Below are 17,236 nucleotides of genomic sequence, written 5' to 3' on the forward strand. Positions count from 1 at the left end.
AGTTTAAGATATAATATAGACTATTTTATTCAAGATTTGTGCTATTTAAAACTTGTTTTAGTTGGTACTTTTGTCTTGGAAATTTAGATGAAAATGAAAGTAATGTTTCGGAATATATTGACACTTTTTGTAATGCTGTTTGCTTTGGTTACGGCCAAAGGGAATACGTATTTACATCAGGAGGCTAGTGTTTCGAAACAGGTAAAGTTTTTATCAACAGACTATTCATCATTTGAGTTACCTGAAATCAGTTCCAATGTCCATCATTTGACGCTGTTTTCAGGTATGCTCGATGCATGGGAGTGTAACGATCCGCACGAACTCAATGAGCCGGATCAATTGCTTTATTTTACTATTATTCCTATTTGGCTATCGGCAATGGGGGTAACGTATGATAGGAAGCAGGATTTTAGTTTCCCAACTGAACACATAGGAGTAATCCTCAATCCGCGATACATACTATTCAAGTGTATCAAAATTCCAATTTAGTTTTAATATAATTTCTTTCTTTTGCCAAAAGTTATGCAGGCCAGTAAGGTTGTGCCATAAACTTTCGGGCATTATCTGCATGTTTTTTTGTTTCTTATAAACATCAAAAGAGTACGTTGTGGATCAAATAATAGTAATATAATTCTTACATATAAGTTAATATAAAATAGTAATTAGATGCATTTATTACCTAGAGAGACTGAGAAGCTGTTGCTTCATGTAGCTGGTGAACTCGCAAAAAAGCGTATGGCCAGAGGTGTCAAATTAAATTATCCAGAGTCTATTGCGTATATCAGCAGTGAGCTTATGGAGGGTGCACGAGATGGTCGGACTGTTGCAGAACTGATGCAATATGGGGCGACTTTGTTGACCCGTGAAGATGTGATGCAGGGTGTGCCTGAGATGATTCACGATATACAGATCGAGGCAACTTTTCCTGATGGTACCAAATTGGTAACGGTACATAATCCTATTCGTTAATTTAATAAGAACATTGAAAATATGATTCCTGGAGAATATTTCATTCAAGATGGCGATATCATCTGTAATGAAGGTAGAGAAGTAACAACATTGACAGTTGTCAATACGGGAGATAGACCGATTCAGGTGGGCTCTCATTATCATTTTTTTGAGGTCAATAAAATGATGGAATTTGATCGTGCATTAGCCTTTGGGAAACGATTGAATATTATCGCGAGTACTGCTGTTCGTTTTGAACCTGGGGAATCCAAGATTGTAGAATTGGTTCCATATGCTGGAGCGAGAAGAGTATATGGTCACAACGATCTGGTGAATGGCGATACTGAAACAGAGGTAGGAAAAATGAACGCTTTGAAAAAAGCAGATGCAAATGGCTTTAAAAATAAAAAATCATGAGCTTAAAGGTTAGTAGATTAAATTACGCGGCGATATTTGGACCTACAGGGGGAGATAAAGTTCGCTTAGGAGATACAGAAATCATCATAGAAGTTGAAAAAGATTATGCTTACTATGGTGATGAGGCAAAGTTTGGAGGCGGTAAAACTATTCGTGATGGTATGTGTCAATCTTCGGTGCATACGCGTGATGAAGGTACATTGGATTTAGTGATCACAGATGCGATTATCATTGATCACTGGGGTATTGTAAAAGGTGATATCGGGATCAAAGACGGAAAAATTGTTGGTGTAGGTCGCGCGGGTAATCCGGATACGATGGATAATATCACACCAAATATGATTATTGGTGCTTCGACCGAAGTTCATGGTGGTGCTGGATTTATTGTTACTCCAGGAGGTATTGATACGCATATTCACTACATCAGTCCTACACAGACGGAAACTGCTTTATACAGTGGTATTACGACTATGATCGGTGGTGGTACTGGTCCTGCTGATGGTACGAATGCGACAACGGTAACACCAGGGAAATGGAATATCCGTAAAATGATGCAGGCTGTTGAAGCTTTACCTATGAATTTTGGTTTTTTCGGTAAAGGTAATGTGGGGACAGAACAACCGATCGTGGAGCAGATCGAGGCTGGTGTACTGGGGGTGAAAATTCATGAGGATTGGGGCGCTACTCCTGCGACTATCGACCGTGCACTTTCTGTGGCTGATCAATATGATGTACAAGTCGCAATTCATACGGATACGTTGAATGAAGCTGGATTTTTAGAAGATACTATGGCAGCGATCAATGGTCGCGTCATTCATACCTTCCATACTGAAGGTGCTGGTGGTGGTCATGCCCCAGATATCATTAAATCGGCGATGTACCCGAACGTATTGCCTGCGTCTACAAACCCGACTCGTCCGTTTACTAAAAATACGATTGATGAACATCTGGATATGTTGATGGTCTGTCACCATTTAAGTAAAGATATTCCTGAAGATGTTGCTTTTGCGGATTCCCGTATTCGTCCTGAAACGATTGCTGCGGAAGATATTCTACAAGATCGAGGTGTTTTCAGTATCATGAGTTCGGATTCTCAAGCAATGGGCCGCGTAGGTGAGGTTATTACCAGAACATGGCAAACTGCTGATAAGATGAAGAAACAGACTGGTGCGCTTCCTGAAGATGAAGGTACTGGAAATGATAACTTTAGAGCTAGACGTTATGTTGCTAAATATACGATCAATCCTGCGATAGCACACGGTATCTCTAAATACGTGGGTTCTATAGAACAGGGTAAAATAGCGGATATGGTGATCTGGCGTCCTGCTTTGTTTGGTGCTAAGCCTGAAATGATTATTAAGGGCGGAATGATTATCGCTTCGAAAATGGGAGATGCCAATGCATCTATTCCTACACCTCAACCGATCATCTTGCGTACGATGTATGGTGGTTATGGTAAAGCATTGACAGAGACTTGTTTCAACTTTGTTTCTAAAATTTCGATTGAAAAGGGAATCAAAGAGGAGTACGGATTGAGTAAAACATTACTACCTGTGGAAAACTGCCGTAATATCTCCAAAAAAGATATGATTCATAATGATGCTACTCCAGAAATCATCGTTAATCCAGAAAACTATGAAGTGAGTGTCGATGGTGAGGTGATCAAATGTGAACCGATTGATAAGGTTGCTTTGGGACAATTGTATTTCTTGTTTTAATATGATCGCTAATTTTTATGGTGTGACACTAGGTCACACCATAAATTGTGAATAAATAATAATGAAAAATTTGAAACTATTTTTGGCAAGCTGTTTAGCAATAGCATGCTTTTCGATACAATCTACCTACGCACAAAAAGGTGGTGTTATGCTTTATGGTTCATTTAATTACCATGAAACTGAAGCAGGTCATCAGCTAAGTGCGGCACCACTGGGGGTCGGTTATTTTTTTAATGATAATATGAATGTGGGGCTGAACTATGGTTTCAATACTTCGAAAAATAAGGCATTGGATTTTACTGATCATTTTCATGAGGTCGGACCATTTTACAGCAATACTTGGCCTTTAGGTAAACATTTTAATTTAATTGGTCAGGTTGAGGCTCATTATATATGGGGAAATGAGCATGTTGTCAATGCCGCTAATGTGATGGCTGATGGTAGCTATAACGGTTACTTACTGAGAGCCTATCCTCTGGTTGGTATTAGCTTAGGTAAAGGTTGGGCACTTAAAGCAAAAGTTGCAGAGCTTTCTTATAAGAAAAAACACAGTAAAGATGCTTCTATCGCAAATGATCATGAAATTATCACTGGAATCAATGGTTCTACGGTTGGTCTAGGGATATCAAAAAATTTATTTATTAAGGGATAATAATGATTATTACAGAAATCACAAGGAATATCAAAAATGAGGTGGTCAGTAAGCGTTGTGATCTGCTCATTATTGAGTGGTACGAATCTACGAAACGTATTCAACGTTTGCGTACGGAGGAGGGCATGGATATCGCCTTTAAATTATTGGGGAATACTTCTCAATTGCATAATGGGGATATTCTATATGAGGATGCTGACAAAATTGTTGTGATTGCTATTCGTAGTTGTGATGTAATCTGTATAGAATCGTTGAATTTTTTGGAGATTGCTTTTATTAGTTGTGAAATAGGAAATAAGCATTTGCCTCTATTTATTGAGGGGAATGAATTGCTTATCCCTTTTGAGCGAACGATGCAAAGTTGGCTGAATAAGCAGGGGATTCCCTACACGCTTGCTTCTCGTCAGTTATTAAGTCAGTTGAATGCTAATGTCGATGCAAATTATCATCGTGAGCTCAAATTTTCGACAAAGGGTATCCCTTTATTTATTAAAGCATAAAATATATGGAAAATAAATTTCTAGGCAAGCTTCTTCATTTGTCAGATCCGACGTTACCAATCGGTGGGTTTACCCATTCGAATGGATTAGAGACCTATGTGCAGAAGGAGATCGTACATAATAAAGCTACTGCTGAGTCGTACGTCAGACACAATTTGTGGTATAACTTGAAGTATAATGATGCGGCTTTGATGCGCCTTGCTTATGATGCTACCCGAAATCTTGATATCGATCTATTGCGGTCTTTGGATGAGGAATGTACGGCATTGAAGAGTCCGAAGGAAATCCGTGAAGCAAGTAAGAAACTGGGTGTGCGCTTGTATAAGATTTTTTCACGGTATCAAGAGCAACCGATATTGATTTCCTGGGGTGAATTGATTAAACAGAAAAAGGTGGATAGTCATTATTGTTTGGTGTACGGTATGTTGGCAGCACTTTTGGATATTCCAATTCGTGAGGCTCTGCATGGTTACTATTATAATGCTGCAATCACGATGGTGACCAATGCGGTAAAATTGGTGCCTCTTGGGCAGTTGGATGGGCAGGATATCTTGTTTTATCTGCACGATGATCTGATGACTTTATGTGATGAGACTCTGGAGGTGGATCGTGATCTGATCGGTCTATGTAATGTTGGATTTGATATCCGCTGTATGCAACATGAACGGTTGTACACACGGGTTTACATTTCTTAATTAAATACGAACAAATGGAAAATAGAAAATATGTTAAGATAGGTGTGGGTGGTCCGGTTGGATCTGGAAAAACTGCACTGTTGGAATGTTTATGTAAACGTTTGAAACATGAATTGAATCTAGCGGTTATTACCAATGATATTTATACGAAGGAGGACGCTGAATACATGGCTAAAAACAGTACGTTGTCTCCTGATCGTATTATTGGAGTAGAAACAGGTGGTTGCCCGCATACGGCTATCCGTGAGGATGCGAGCATGAATCTAGAGGCTGTGGAAGAACTTGCTGAACGCTTTCCAGATCTTGAATTGATCTTGATTGAGAGTGGCGGTGATAATTTGACTTCAACTTATAGTCCTGATCTTGCGGATATCACCATTTTTGTGATCGATGTGGGTGAGGGCGAAAAGATGCCCCGTAAAGGTGGACCGGCGATTACCCGATCAGATTTATTGTTGATCAATAAGATGGATTTAGCTCCTTATGTTGGTGCTAGTCTGGAGGTGATGGAGCATGATGCTCGGAAAATGCGAAAAGGGGCACCGTTTTTATTTTCGAATTTGAAGACAGGAACGGGATTGGATGAAATCATTGGATGGATCAAAAAATATGCATTACTGCATGATGTAGCTGAACCTAATTTATTGCGTTAATATGATCTGTTCTTTAAATATCAACGTTGCCCATCGTGAAGGCAAGTCTTATCTCAAGGATGCTTATGTCACACAGCCTTTTCGTATCGTTCCAGTAGGACAATACAGGAGGGATAAAGGGGCATACTTGATGATTATGAGCTCATCACCGGGGTTATTGGATGGTGATGATCATCGTATCCAAATTACGATAGATCCTGGTGCTAAATTGCAATTGCAGACTCAAGCGTATCAGCGTCTTTTTCATATGAAAGGTAAATCGGTACAAAAAACGGAAGTTACGCTCGGCGAAGGTGCGGTGTTTTCTTTTGTTCCGCACCCTATTGTTCCTCAAAATTCTTCTCATTTTCTCAGCCATAATATTATCCACATGCAAAAAAACTGTCACCTCATCTTGAGTGATATTGTGACTTGTGGACGGAAACTGTCGGGAGAGATTTTTGAGTATAATCATTTTCAGAATCTGACTCAATGTTATGTGGATGGCCGACTGATATTGAAAGATAATGTACTGTTGCAACCTGATAAATTGCCGATACAGGATATCGGGATATTGGAAGGTTTTACCCATCAGGGAACGTTTATTTATCTCAATTCTGCTGGGAAAGCTGTTGGGGGCTGGATTGAAAAATTCCATCAACAGTATGAACATGTCACGGATATCGAATTTGGAATCAGTGCGCTTCAGTATGATGGGTTTATGATCCGAATATTGGGTTATGGTGCCGAGCAGTTGTTTACTATTTTTCAGGAGATCCAGCAGGAACTGTGGGATGCTGAACTCCTTATTTAATCATTTTAATGAGACTATATTTTAGTCTTATCTTATCAATTTATCTCAAAATGAGGGATCAAGTTTTAGCTTATATAAAAGCTTTTTTTAGAGGTTTCGGACAGATCATGTTGCAAGGTAATGCTTGGACAGGCATATTATTTATTGGTGCTATTTTATATGACTCGACCTTAATGGGCTTTGCGGGTATATTGGCTAATGTTGTAGGGGTTGCAACAGCTAAAATACTGAAATATGATGAAGATCATATTGATAATGGATTATTTGGTTTTAATGCTTCTTTGTTTGGTGTAGCGCTTGTTTTTTACTTTGAAGCGAATATCTGGATCTGGATGACATTGATTCTTGGTTCCATGTTAACCACTCTTATGATGGGTTTTGCGCTCAAAAGAAATTTACCTGCTTTTACTTTTCCTTTCATAGCTGTTACCTGGATTTCACTGTATATCCTGAGTATCCCACAGCTTGCAATGCCTACTGTATCACAACATTTTGTTGATATCCAAGAAATGGATGATTTCTTGATCGAGGGACATGCTTTCGGGCAAGTGATCTTTCAAGGAAGCCTGATTGCGGGATTGATCTTTTTCCTTGGGGTATTTATGAGCAATCCGATGGCTGCACTTTATGCTTTCGCCGCTGTGATTATCAGCATTTACCTATCTCATTATGGTCATGAATCGGAAACTATGATCAGCAACGGAACGTTTAGCTTTAATGCTGTACTCTGTGGCATTGCTTTAAGCGGTACTCGTGTGCGGGATGGATTATATGTCCTTATTGCTGTCGTGATTGCTACTTATTGTGATCATGTGCTTGTGCACTATGGGTGGACGACATTGACTTTTCCGTTTGTAGTGGCTATGTGGGCAATGGAACCTGTTAAACGTCTGGATAAATGGATCGTGGGGCGGTTTGAAGAAACTTTTAAAAGCCGATTGTCCTAAAACAATAAAACTTAGCTGCTATACAAACTGATCAATGGTTGAGTGGCCATTGATCAGTTTGTACTGGTATATAACAGACCAGTGGTCATAAAAAACTATATAATCGATGAAAAATACTCTTTATAAAATATTATCCTTACTCTTTCTTGTTATCAGTCCATTTTTATTACTTCATGCTCAGATTAGTCCTCCTGGATTGGGAAAAGCAAAAACGGCTTCTTGGTCTGCCATTGGTCTTAAAAGACAACTGGATAGTACTGGTACGAAAGAAGCTTTAACTTACCTCGGCCTAGGAACCAAAAGTACACCTGATGATTCAAATCCTTTTCATAAACAAGCTATTTTTGTCCTCAATCACGAGGTATATCATAAGTTTGCTAAGAACCAGCAATATAGTTATGCTTTGAGCTATCGTCGTCAAAATGTATATGATGCAGATGCTCCTTATCATGGTGAAGGGGTAGAGCAGGAGTTTCGCTTATATGGGCGCTATGCTTATAGTTTCAGATTCGGTGAGCGCTGGAAATGGAAAAATACAGTCAGACAGGAATTTCGTAAATTTTTTACAGCAGATTTTAATAAAGCTGAGGAGAATTTTCAATTGCGGACTAGGCTTAAAACACAGATCAATCTGAAACTCTCGGATAGAAATAAACAGGAACTTGCATTTAGTGCTGAGGGTCTGTTTGCAGTAAGCAAAATGTATGAGCCGAAAGATGAGTGGTCAAAATTTGCTTATAAGGAAGCGCGTTTCGCTTTATATTACATGACGGATATTGCGCATACTCCCTTGCACCTTGATGTTGGATATATGAATGATTTAATTAAAGGCTATAGTCAAGCGGACTTTGGTGTTCACTATCTTGCTGTTGATCTGATTTGGAATCTGCCTTATAAAAAGAAGCATTAATCGGAAAGAAATTTGTGTTTGCGATAATCACTGGGTGAATAACCGGTGACTTTCTTGAATAAACGTGTAAAGTAGGATGGGGATTTATATTTCATTTCGAATGCAATGCCTGCAATATCTCTTGTAGCATCCTGTAATAAGATTTGACTATGTAGTATACTGATTTCGTTGATCCACTGTTTAGGAGGCTTATTGGTTGCTTCCTTCACACATTTGTTAAGGTAGTTTTCGGATATATGTAATAAGTTGGCATAGAATAAAACATTCTTGTGATCTGTGTGAAATTTTTGTACGAATTCTCTAAATCGAAATGCAATATCCAATTGTCTACTCATCGGTGCTTTTACTTCGTAATCTGTTTTAATTATTTTTAACAGTACACATTGTAGCATCGATACACAGATCTCCATAACCTTTCCTTCGGTAAAAAGCTCTTCTTCCAAGAGTTCAAGCATTTTTTGAATCCATACCGAGACATGCTCTGACAGGGGGGTAAAGGGATGTGAATTGAAAAATCGGATATCATTGATGCCTAATTCAATATCTGTAACGATTTCGTTTTCATAAACGACAAAAAAACCTTCGGCATCATCTGAAATCGCCAATGTAGCTGTAATATTTCCCTGCTTGACATTAATCACTTGATTTTCAGCTAAAGTGTATGCTCCTGATTCCAGATGTTGTGTTAAAGTTCCTTTAGTAACAAAGATTAGGAAATTGAAGGTAGTACGGTAAGGAATGACAGGCATGAGAATACTTCGTAGGTAATTTTCGATTCGGTATACCTGTATTTTGCTTTCATTGAATAGATTATGATCTGTTACATCAGGCAAAAAAAGCTTTTTGTATTCGTAATTGTTGATAATCTTAATCGACGATTTCATAGTGCTATTTCTCTAAAAAACCTTTTCATGTGATGTTGATGAAAGAGATTGTGTATGTACAAATATACGATTTAGCGACCTAATTTACAGTGTAATCCTATCGATAAAATTTGTTTTTAACTGGAATTTTTCGTCATAATATCACATAAAAAAAGCTCCGATTTGGAGCTTTTCTATGTTTAGTTTTAATCTTTTATTGTTATTATTTTTTTTGGAAGCGCATCATCGCAATATCGCCCATAATCAGAGTCAATGTATTTCCATTGACGTCGAAGGAAGTGATTTTCTCCAGCGTGCTGAAGTATACACTTTCTCCTGAACCTTCGCAGGCCATTTTAGTAGATGCTAGTGGACCAAAACTAATGTGGTTGTTTTCGGTTTTGAAAGTTCCATTGTAATTATTGCAACTACTATTTCCAGATACTTTTTTTGCTGTCAAATCAAAGCTGATCGTAGGCTTTTTATTTGGATATAGACCTTCAAATGCAATACGTGGTCCAGATACATAATCTAATTCCCATGTACCTGCTAGTGCTTGCTCACCTTTTTCTGCTTTGATAAGCGTAAATTTAGCTAATGTTTTTCCACCTTTTTTTAAACTCAATACTTCTCCTTCTATTGTGTAGGTATCTACTGCTATAATGTTTTTTGACAGCGCCTGTTCTATCTCGAACTCAGGACAAGCCATCATCGTGGAAATACCTTGTTCAAATTTAATTTTGTTTTTTCCTGTGATATTTACTGCTCCACCTAAAGTATTACAACCTGCATTCGCAGCATATCTATCGTCTTCAAATTGTAAGAATGGTACGCGGCCGTTTACTTTTGCTGGTACTGTTTTTCCATCAACTTCGATCAGTTGCCACTTGTTTCCTTTTAGTTGCATAGTTTCGGTAGTCGAATGCTCTTTGTTCGTATTTTTTTTGAAAACTGAACAACTGCTTAATCCTACGATCAGCGTTGCCATGATTAAAATCTGATTAAATTTCATCTTTTATCTTTTTTTGATATGATTGTTTAACAATAATTAGAACGTTTGGTTTGAGTGAATGCTACATTTTATACAAAAAAAGAGGAAACCTATTCGGGTTTCCTCTTTTAATCAGCACTATAGAATTGCTGTTATTTTTTATTTTGTTGTGCTTGACGCATCGCTTCTTCCATTCTTGATTGGAATGACGATTTCTTTTGCACCTTTGGATTCTTTTTATTGTCTTCTAATTTCGCTAAGATCTTATCATCATTAACCATTGAACGGATGATCAACTGTGTTAAGAATGTTAGGATTGCACTTAAGAAGTAATAATAGTTTAATCCTGCAGGGAAACTATTCAAGACGAAAAAGAAAATTAAAGGCATAATGTAACCAATGTATTTCATTTGTCCTGTAGCTCCTGAAGTCGCATTGTTGTACCAAGTGGTCAATAATGTTGTTAAAGTCATTAATACGCACATCAATGATACGTGATTCACTCCGAAAATCGGTGCGAATGAGAATAAGGTATCGTATGTTGACATATCTTTCATAAACAAGAAGCTTTCACCTCTCAGCTCGAATAAATTCGGGAAGAAGTAGAAGAAAGCAATTGTAAATGGCATTTGTAATACCAATGGAAGACAACCTCCCAATGGGTTTACTCCAGCTGTTTTATACAATTTCATCTGTTCTTGCTGTAACAGTACTGCATTGTCTTCACCTACTTTAGCTTTGATTTCATCTAATTGCGGTTTCAAAACACGCATTTTAGCCATTGATAGGTAAGATTTGTATGTTAATGGTGATAATACCAGTTTTAACAATAATGTCAGAACAAGGATAACTATACCATAACTCAAATGGAAATTGTCTAAGAAATCAAATACAGGTACTGTAATAAATTGGTTAATCCAACGCATTGGTCCCCATCCCATATTAATGATTTTATGAAAATCATGACCTTCTGCTTTAAGGGTTTTGTATTGATTAGGTCCAAAAAAGAAGTTTAATGAATAACTGTTGTCTTTTTGAGTTGCATAATCAAGACGTGCTGTAGCTGCATAAAGTTTAACAACATCGGATTCGATTGTTGTTTTTACATTTACATCTGCTGTAGTGAATCCTGTTTTGCTTGAAAGAATGTTTGAGAAATAGTGTTGCTTGAATGCAATCCATTCTACTTTTTCTTTTAGCTCTTTTTCTTCATCTTTTGCTTCTGACAAATGGTCTACATTACCTGCTTCTTTATAATAGATGGTAGATTTTTGACGTTCAGAATCAATGTTTTGTTCTTTCTGTAGTAAAATCGTTTCCCAATCTAAAGCAATTGTTTTTTGATCGATCTTGTTTTGAATACCTTTTGTGTTAATATCAAGACCTAGATTGAAACCATTGCCTTTGATGGTATATACGTATTCAATATACTGATCAGCTCCATAAGCTAATTGTAATTTAATTGATTTTGAATCTTCGCCTGTTATCTTTACATCAGCATCTTCAGAAGTAAAGAACAAATCGTTGGTATTGATATTTTCACCGGCGACATTAAATTTCAATCCAAATCTATTGTGGTCACCTTCAAACAATACTAATGGTTTACCATTAAAATTTGTTTCACCTTTTAATTGTACAGATTTTACACGACCGCCTTTAGAGCTTATTTTAGCAATGATTTTATCATTTTCTACTGTAATGATTTTTTCTGTTCCAAATTTTGCGGCTCCAAAAGGAAGTTTTAATGCTGCAGAATCAAGAGGCTTGGCCTCTTGTGTTGCTCCTAGTTGTGTATTCGCTTTTGTCGAGTCTGTTAAAGGTGCTAAACCTTTTTTAACACGTGCTAACGAATCTTGTAGAACTTGTTCTTTTTTTATTTCTACGTCGGACGGTTTCATTAAGTAAAATGAACCGGCTATAATTCCGAACATCAGAAGTAAACCAATAAGGGTATTTCTATCCATTTTTTTAAATTAAACTTACTTAATTGTTTCCTGCTTTTGTATCTTATTTTTCTTATTCGACAAAGCAGCGGCTACAAAGCTAACAAAAAGTGGGTGAGGATTTGCAACAGTTGACTTTAATTCTGGATGAAATTGTCCTGCTACGAAAAAAGGATGGTTTTTCAACTCTACAATTTCTACTAATCCTGAAGTTGGGTTGATCCCTGAAGTAATCATTCCAGCTGCTTCATATTGCTCTAAATAAGCATTATTGAACTCATAACGGTGACGGTGACGTTCGGAGATTCTTGTTTTTCCGTATATATTGAATGCTTTTGTACCTTTTTTGATATCACAATCGTACGCACCTAATCGCATTGTACCGCCCATGTTAGTGATGTTTTTTTGATCTTCCATTAAGTTGATCACTGGATGTGGTGTATCTGGATTCATTTCCGTACTATTTGCATCTTTTAATCCCAATACATTACGGCCAAATTCAATTACTGAACATTGCATGCCTAAACAAATTCCAAAGAAAGGAATATTGTTTTCACGTATATATTTAATAGCGGCTAACTTACCGTCTAATCCACGTTCACCAAAACCAGGAGCAACAAGTACGCCATCCATTTCGCTCAACTTGTCTTGGACATTTTGATCATTTACACTTTCCGCGGCAATATATTGTAATTTTACTTTACATTCATTGGCCGCTCCGGCGTGGATAAAACTTTCGACTATAGATTTATATGCATCTGGTAATTCAACATATTTACCGACTAATCCGATATTTACTTCATTAGTAGGATTTTTTAATTTTCCTAAAAATGCTTTCCAGCTATCTAAATCTGGTTCATTCTTATTCGAAAGTTTCAATTTAGCAAGGACAGTCTTGTCCAATTGTTCTTTCAGCATATTTAAAGGAACGTCATAAATAGTAGGAGCATCAATCGATTCTACAACAGCATTAATATTGACATTACAAAATAATGCTAATTTTTTGCGAATTTCTTGCGTCAATTTATGTTCTGTACGACAAACTAAAATATCAGGTTGGATACCGTATTCTAATAATGTTTTAACAGAATGTTGTGTTGGTTTTGTTTTTAATTCACCAGCTGCTGCTAAGTAAGGTACTAATGTTAAGTGAATAACTACAGAATCATGAGTGCCTAATTCCCATCTTAACTGACGAACTGCTTCGATGAAAGGTAAAGATTCGATATCACCTACTGTACCACCTAATTCTGTGATGACAATATCATATTTTCCTGTTTCACCTAATAAACGCATACGGTTTTTGATCTCATCTGTGATATGAGGAACAACTTGAACTGTTTTTCCTAAATATTCACCTGCGCGTTCTTTTTGAATAACAGATTGATAAATACGACCTGTCGTCACGTTATTAGCTTGTGAAGTAGGTACGTTTAAGAAACGTTCGTAATAGCCTAAATCAAGGTCTGTTTCAGCACCATCTTCCGTTACGTAACACTCACCATGCTCATATGGATTTAATGTTCCTGGATCAATGTTAATGTAAGGGTCAAATTTTTGAATCGTAACCTTGTAGCCACGTGCTTGGAGAAGTTTAGCAAGAGAGGATGCAATAATACCCTTCCCTAACGACGAAGTAACGCCGCCCGTAACAAAAATATATTTAGTCATATCAATAATGGATTTCAAAATATAAGGCCTAAAATGGCCTAAATATCTGCTTTATGTACGGGATACAAAGATAAGAATATTTGTGGAAGACGACGTTTTTTTTTGTCTTTAATTTTAAAACGCTAATTTTTTGACATGACGGTTGCATGAGGTTTAATCTTTGCTAATTCAATTTAGATCTAAACTTCATGAAAAAATCTTCAAAGTATTTTTTTGATAAATGTGCTGTTATAAATGTACCTGCTATAACTAAACTGTAGAAAATCAGAAAACTTAGGTAGGGATCAAGTGTTAGTAAATGTTTTTTCCCTAAATGAATAACGGCAAAGATCACGATCATATGATACATGTAAATTCCATAGGAGATTTTGCCTCCGTAGTCTAAAAAAGTATTGTTGAAAAATGATTTTGAATTTAATCTGATACCGATAAACAGAATGAGATTGAGAAAGAGTGCATTTAGGATGATGTATGAAAAGATCCAATGATCAAAAATATTTGATCCAATAAATGCTATACATGTATTTCGGAAGAATAAGAATGAAAATAATACGGCTAATAAAAAGTAATTGACCGCTGCATATTTTTTGTACCAAGCATGTAAGTTTATGTTGGTGTGGTATAGGAAATAAGCTCCCAGTGCACCAATTGCCATTGATTCGAAAGCAAAAGTTTTGATAAGATGCACAACAAGTACGTCTGTAATGATGTTGTTAAAACATAGTATCAGTAAAAGAATTTTGAGTAAAAATATACCTATAATAAGTGCAAACTTGTTGTCTATCCATTTAAATAGGGGTGCCCAAATGATGTAAAACCATTCTTCAACGCCGATAGACCATAGGGGTTCGAGTAGATGTGAGCCATAGGTAAAGGTGACGATACTAGGCAAAAATAAAACAAATAACAGCCAGACCTGCCCTATGGTATATGGGAATGAATAGTTAATATGTAAGACTTGAAATAGAAAAGGGAAGATAACTATGCCTATGGCGACTAATAAAAAATATAAAGGCCAGATGCGAATGACTCTTTTCAGATAGAAATTTTTAATGGATATTGTCTTTTTCTGATCTTGTTCTTTCAGTAACAAATAACTGATGAGGAAACCACTTAAGACAAAGAAAAATTTGACAGCAGTAGTTCCGTTTTGAAAAAAACTAAAATGTTCATAGGTGATGAAATCATTTTTTGTCCGAATGACTTCTCCATGGTGAAATAGAACGAGGAGTGCGGCAAAAAAACGGAACGCATTTAGATTTGGAAAAAAAGATATGTTCTTATACATTGTTGCTGTAAAAATAGCAATATTAGTTTATGTTTCTGCGTTATTTTGTTTCTACAAATTATTGTTATAGCGTTATAAATGTTGTGTGAATAGCATTTTTTGAATTGATGCAGACGTTCAGATAAGATATGGTAGAGTTACTGGTTATAAAGATCAAAATTACCTCTATTATCTAAGGATACTTGAATTTTTTTTGACTGTTTTTCCTTGATCTTCATACTATAACTTTGTTTGTCTTTATTTAGATCCAAAGTGACCTCATAATCTTTCAAAGCGGGTAGTAGGTATTGATTATATAATGAAAGTTTCGTTAATTGATCGCTATATCGACGATTTTCCTTTTTAAACAATTGTTGTAAATAATGAATATTCCAAGCTAGTTTAGTGACGGCATAACTATTTGGAAGTGTTGCTTCCTGCTTTTGTGCTTGTTCTACAAATTGTATATATCCCCATCTTTCTGGATAATGCATATTAATTAAACCGATCGGTGACCATACCCAATTGTCTTCAGCTAAGGGCTTATTATTTTCTTTTTTTCTACTGTAATGATTATTTGTGGTATCATGTTGCCATTGTACACGTGAAAAATTACATAACCAGTAATCATTTGCTTTAGGCATTGAGGATTTACCGAAAGCATATAATGATTGATGTGGAATTGCAAATTCAACAGACCAGTATGTATCTATATCCTGGGGATTATTAAGGGTACCATTGATATGTACTGCGGATTTTAGATTTTTAACATCCCAATGTGTAATGGCCTGACCCCCGAATCGATATGGTTTTGGTAACATAAGATCGAAAATGGTATGTAATGGATTGACCTCTATTTCGTAATATTCTGCTTGATATAAATTGGGTTTTAAAAATATTTCAAAGTCATTGTTTAGATAAACAATTTCATCGTGCTTGTAGATATCTGCCCAAATATGAGGTTCATACAGTTTTGCGTACACATATAGGTAGGTGGAATCCCAAAGCATTTTTACTTCGGTTTTATACAAAGGTTTTTTGTACTCGGCACCTTGAATATCTTCAAAATTATTAATTGTTTTTGCTTTTGTCCAGCTAATTTCATCGTCCTTACCGTCAATTATTAACGGTTCACTGATTTTAAGTACCGGGTATGTTTTTGGAATGGACTGGAGTGCTAAAAAATCTTGAATTGAATTTTGGGCATAGCTGTTCAGGAAACAGCACAGGAATACGAGGGTAAAAATAGACTTGTTCATATAATACTTTTCAGGTCATAAGATAAACTAAAAAGATTTAGCATGGAAGAAGTATTTGACTTGTAAAGAAAATGTTGCTATGTTGGGGATTTATGGCAATAAAAAAAGGCATCGAAACTGAATTCAATGCCTTTTTTTATACTTGTGTAGTCGTAATTAGATTCTTTTAGACTTAATACGAGCAGCTTTACCAGTAAGACCACGTAAATAAAATAATTTAGCGCGACGTACTTTACCGTAGCTGTTTACTACAATTTTTTCAATGTTTGGCGAATTTATAGGGAAGATACGTTCCACACCAATGCCATTTGAAATTTTGCGTACAGTGAAAGTTGAATTAACACCTTCGCTGTTCAATTGGATAACCACACCTTGGTAAATTTGGATACGCTCTTTATTTCCCTCGCGAATTTTATAATGAACGCTTATGGTGTCTCCTGCTTTAAATGCGGGAACTTCATTTCTGATTACCGCTTGTTCTTCTACAAATTTTACTAAATCCATGATTATGAGTAATTAAATACGATTATTAGCCTGTAAAAATCGGAATGCAATATTACAGCTTTTTTTTTACTTTAAGAAATACTTTTTTCAAAAAATATTGAGCTGCCTTAGTTTGTTGCAAAGATAGAAAAACACTTTTAATATTTAGACCCTTGCTCACGATATATTTTAAAAAGTTTTACACATCGAGGTTAGGATGTGAATTTAAATGCTATCGAATTGAATGCTGATATTTTATTTCTCAATAAATCAGGCTTTTATTTAATAATGTTAAAATTATATTTGACAGATTGAAAAAACGCTGTATATTTGCATCACAGTAAACAAAAGGGGATACCTTTTCGGGGTGTAGCGTAGCCCGGTATCGCGCCACATTTGGGATGTGGAGGTCGTAGGTTCGAATCCTGCCACCCCGACTAAAGCTCTAACGAAAGTTAGGGCTTTTTTTGTTTTTGGCTGAATGAGAACCGTTGGTTCGATCCGAAGGAGGCTCAGGGATTGTGTT

General features: G+C 36.3%; 18 protein-coding genes and 1 tRNA gene. 12 read left to right on the top strand and 7 right to left on the bottom strand.

Annotation, left to right across the window (positions count from 1 at the left end):
• Positions 1-102 precede the first annotated feature (102 nt).
• From WH188_RS06605 to WH188_RS06655, 11 genes are all read left to right on the top strand, one after another.
• On the top strand, positions 103-489 hold the full coding sequence (locus tag WH188_RS06605; RefSeq protein ID WP_132770926.1) for a hypothetical protein: 387 nt from the start codon (positions 103-105) through the stop codon (positions 487-489).
• Positions 490-666: 177 nt separating this feature from the next.
• Positions 667-969: an urease subunit gamma gene (gene ureA, locus WH188_RS06610; RefSeq protein WP_021192450.1), complete on the top strand. Its 303-nt coding sequence runs from the start codon at positions 667-669 to the stop codon at positions 967-969.
• 21 nt (positions 970-990) lie between these two features.
• Positions 991-1,365, top strand: coding sequence for an urease subunit beta (locus tag WH188_RS06615; protein WP_021192449.1), 375 nt, complete (start codon positions 991-993; stop codon positions 1,363-1,365).
• Positions 1,362-3,083, top strand: a complete 1,722-nt coding sequence (gene ureC / locus WH188_RS06620) for an urease subunit alpha (RefSeq protein WP_021192448.1) — start codon at positions 1,362-1,364, stop codon at positions 3,081-3,083. The genes WH188_RS06615 and ureC overlap by 4 nt, the downstream gene beginning before the upstream one ends.
• 61 nt (positions 3,084-3,144) lie before the next feature.
• A complete protein-coding gene (locus WH188_RS06625; RefSeq protein ID WP_339423556.1) occupies positions 3,145-3,735 on the top strand; it encodes a hypothetical protein in 591 nt (196 codons plus the stop codon).
• 2 nt (positions 3,736-3,737) lie between these two features.
• Positions 3,738-4,235 (top strand): urease accessory protein UreE, encoded by a 498-nt coding sequence (locus tag WH188_RS06630; protein WP_132770925.1) that lies wholly within the window; start codon positions 3,738-3,740, stop codon positions 4,233-4,235.
• 5 nt (positions 4,236-4,240) lie between these two features.
• Complete coding sequence (locus WH188_RS06635; protein WP_183917097.1) at positions 4,241-4,930, top strand: urease accessory protein UreF; 690 nt, start codon at positions 4,241-4,243, stop codon at positions 4,928-4,930.
• Positions 4,931-4,944: 14 nt separating this feature from the next.
• On the top strand, positions 4,945-5,583 hold the full coding sequence (gene ureG / locus WH188_RS06640; protein ID WP_045755017.1) for an urease accessory protein UreG: 639 nt from the start codon (positions 4,945-4,947) through the stop codon (positions 5,581-5,583).
• A gap of 1 nt (position 5,584) precedes the next feature.
• On the top strand, positions 5,585-6,376 hold the full coding sequence (locus WH188_RS06645) for an urease accessory protein UreD (RefSeq protein ID WP_132770922.1): 792 nt from the start codon (positions 5,585-5,587) through the stop codon (positions 6,374-6,376).
• 50 nt (positions 6,377-6,426) lie between these two features.
• A complete protein-coding gene (locus WH188_RS06650) occupies positions 6,427-7,323 on the top strand; it encodes an urea transporter (RefSeq protein ID WP_021192444.1) in 897 nt (298 codons plus the stop codon).
• A 106-nt stretch (positions 7,324-7,429) separates the two neighbouring features.
• On the top strand, positions 7,430-8,233 hold the full coding sequence (locus WH188_RS06655) for a DUF2490 domain-containing protein (RefSeq protein WP_339423557.1): 804 nt from the start codon (positions 7,430-7,432) through the stop codon (positions 8,231-8,233).
• On the opposite strand, the gene WH188_RS06660 is transcribed toward WH188_RS06655, so the two are convergent.
• The 7 genes from WH188_RS06660 to rplS form a co-directional block, all read right to left on the bottom strand.
• Entirely contained in the window at positions 8,230-9,117 is an 888-nt protein-coding gene (locus WH188_RS06660; RefSeq protein WP_183917091.1) for a helix-turn-helix domain-containing protein, read from the bottom strand. The two genes, WH188_RS06655 and WH188_RS06660, sit on opposite strands and share 4 nt — an antisense overlap.
• 202 nt (positions 9,118-9,319) lie before the next feature.
• Positions 9,320-10,108: an META domain-containing protein gene (locus tag WH188_RS06665; protein ID WP_339423558.1), complete on the bottom strand. Its 789-nt coding sequence runs from the start codon at positions 10,106-10,108 to the stop codon at positions 9,320-9,322.
• 131 nt (positions 10,109-10,239) lie between these two features.
• Positions 10,240-12,051: a membrane protein insertase YidC gene (yidC, locus tag WH188_RS06670; RefSeq protein ID WP_021189531.1), complete on the bottom strand. Its 1,812-nt coding sequence runs from the start codon at positions 12,049-12,051 to the stop codon at positions 10,240-10,242.
• Positions 12,052-12,066: 15 nt separating this feature from the next.
• Positions 12,067-13,701, bottom strand: a complete 1,635-nt coding sequence (locus WH188_RS06675; protein ID WP_132770917.1) for a CTP synthase — start codon at positions 13,699-13,701, stop codon at positions 12,067-12,069.
• Between the two features lie 163 nt (positions 13,702-13,864).
• Positions 13,865-14,989: an acyltransferase family protein gene (locus WH188_RS06680; protein WP_339423559.1), complete on the bottom strand. Its 1,125-nt coding sequence runs from the start codon at positions 14,987-14,989 to the stop codon at positions 13,865-13,867.
• Positions 14,990-15,126: 137 nt separating this feature from the next.
• Entirely contained in the window at positions 15,127-16,227 is a 1,101-nt protein-coding gene (locus WH188_RS06685; RefSeq protein WP_339423561.1) for a carbohydrate-binding family 9-like protein, read from the bottom strand.
• Between the two features lie 156 nt (positions 16,228-16,383).
• On the bottom strand, positions 16,384-16,731 hold the full coding sequence (gene rplS, locus WH188_RS06690; protein ID WP_021189535.1) for a 50S ribosomal protein L19: 348 nt from the start codon (positions 16,729-16,731) through the stop codon (positions 16,384-16,386).
• A gap of 342 nt (positions 16,732-17,073) precedes the next feature.
• Between rplS and WH188_RS06695 the strand changes: the two genes are divergently transcribed.
• Positions 17,074-17,147, top strand: a tRNA-Pro gene (locus WH188_RS06695).
• Positions 17,148-17,236 lie beyond the last annotated feature (89 nt).

The organism is Sphingobacterium sp. MYb388, from assembly GCF_037479535.1.
Taxonomy (GTDB): Bacteria; Bacteroidota; Bacteroidia; order Sphingobacteriales; family Sphingobacteriaceae; genus Sphingobacterium; species Sphingobacterium anhuiense.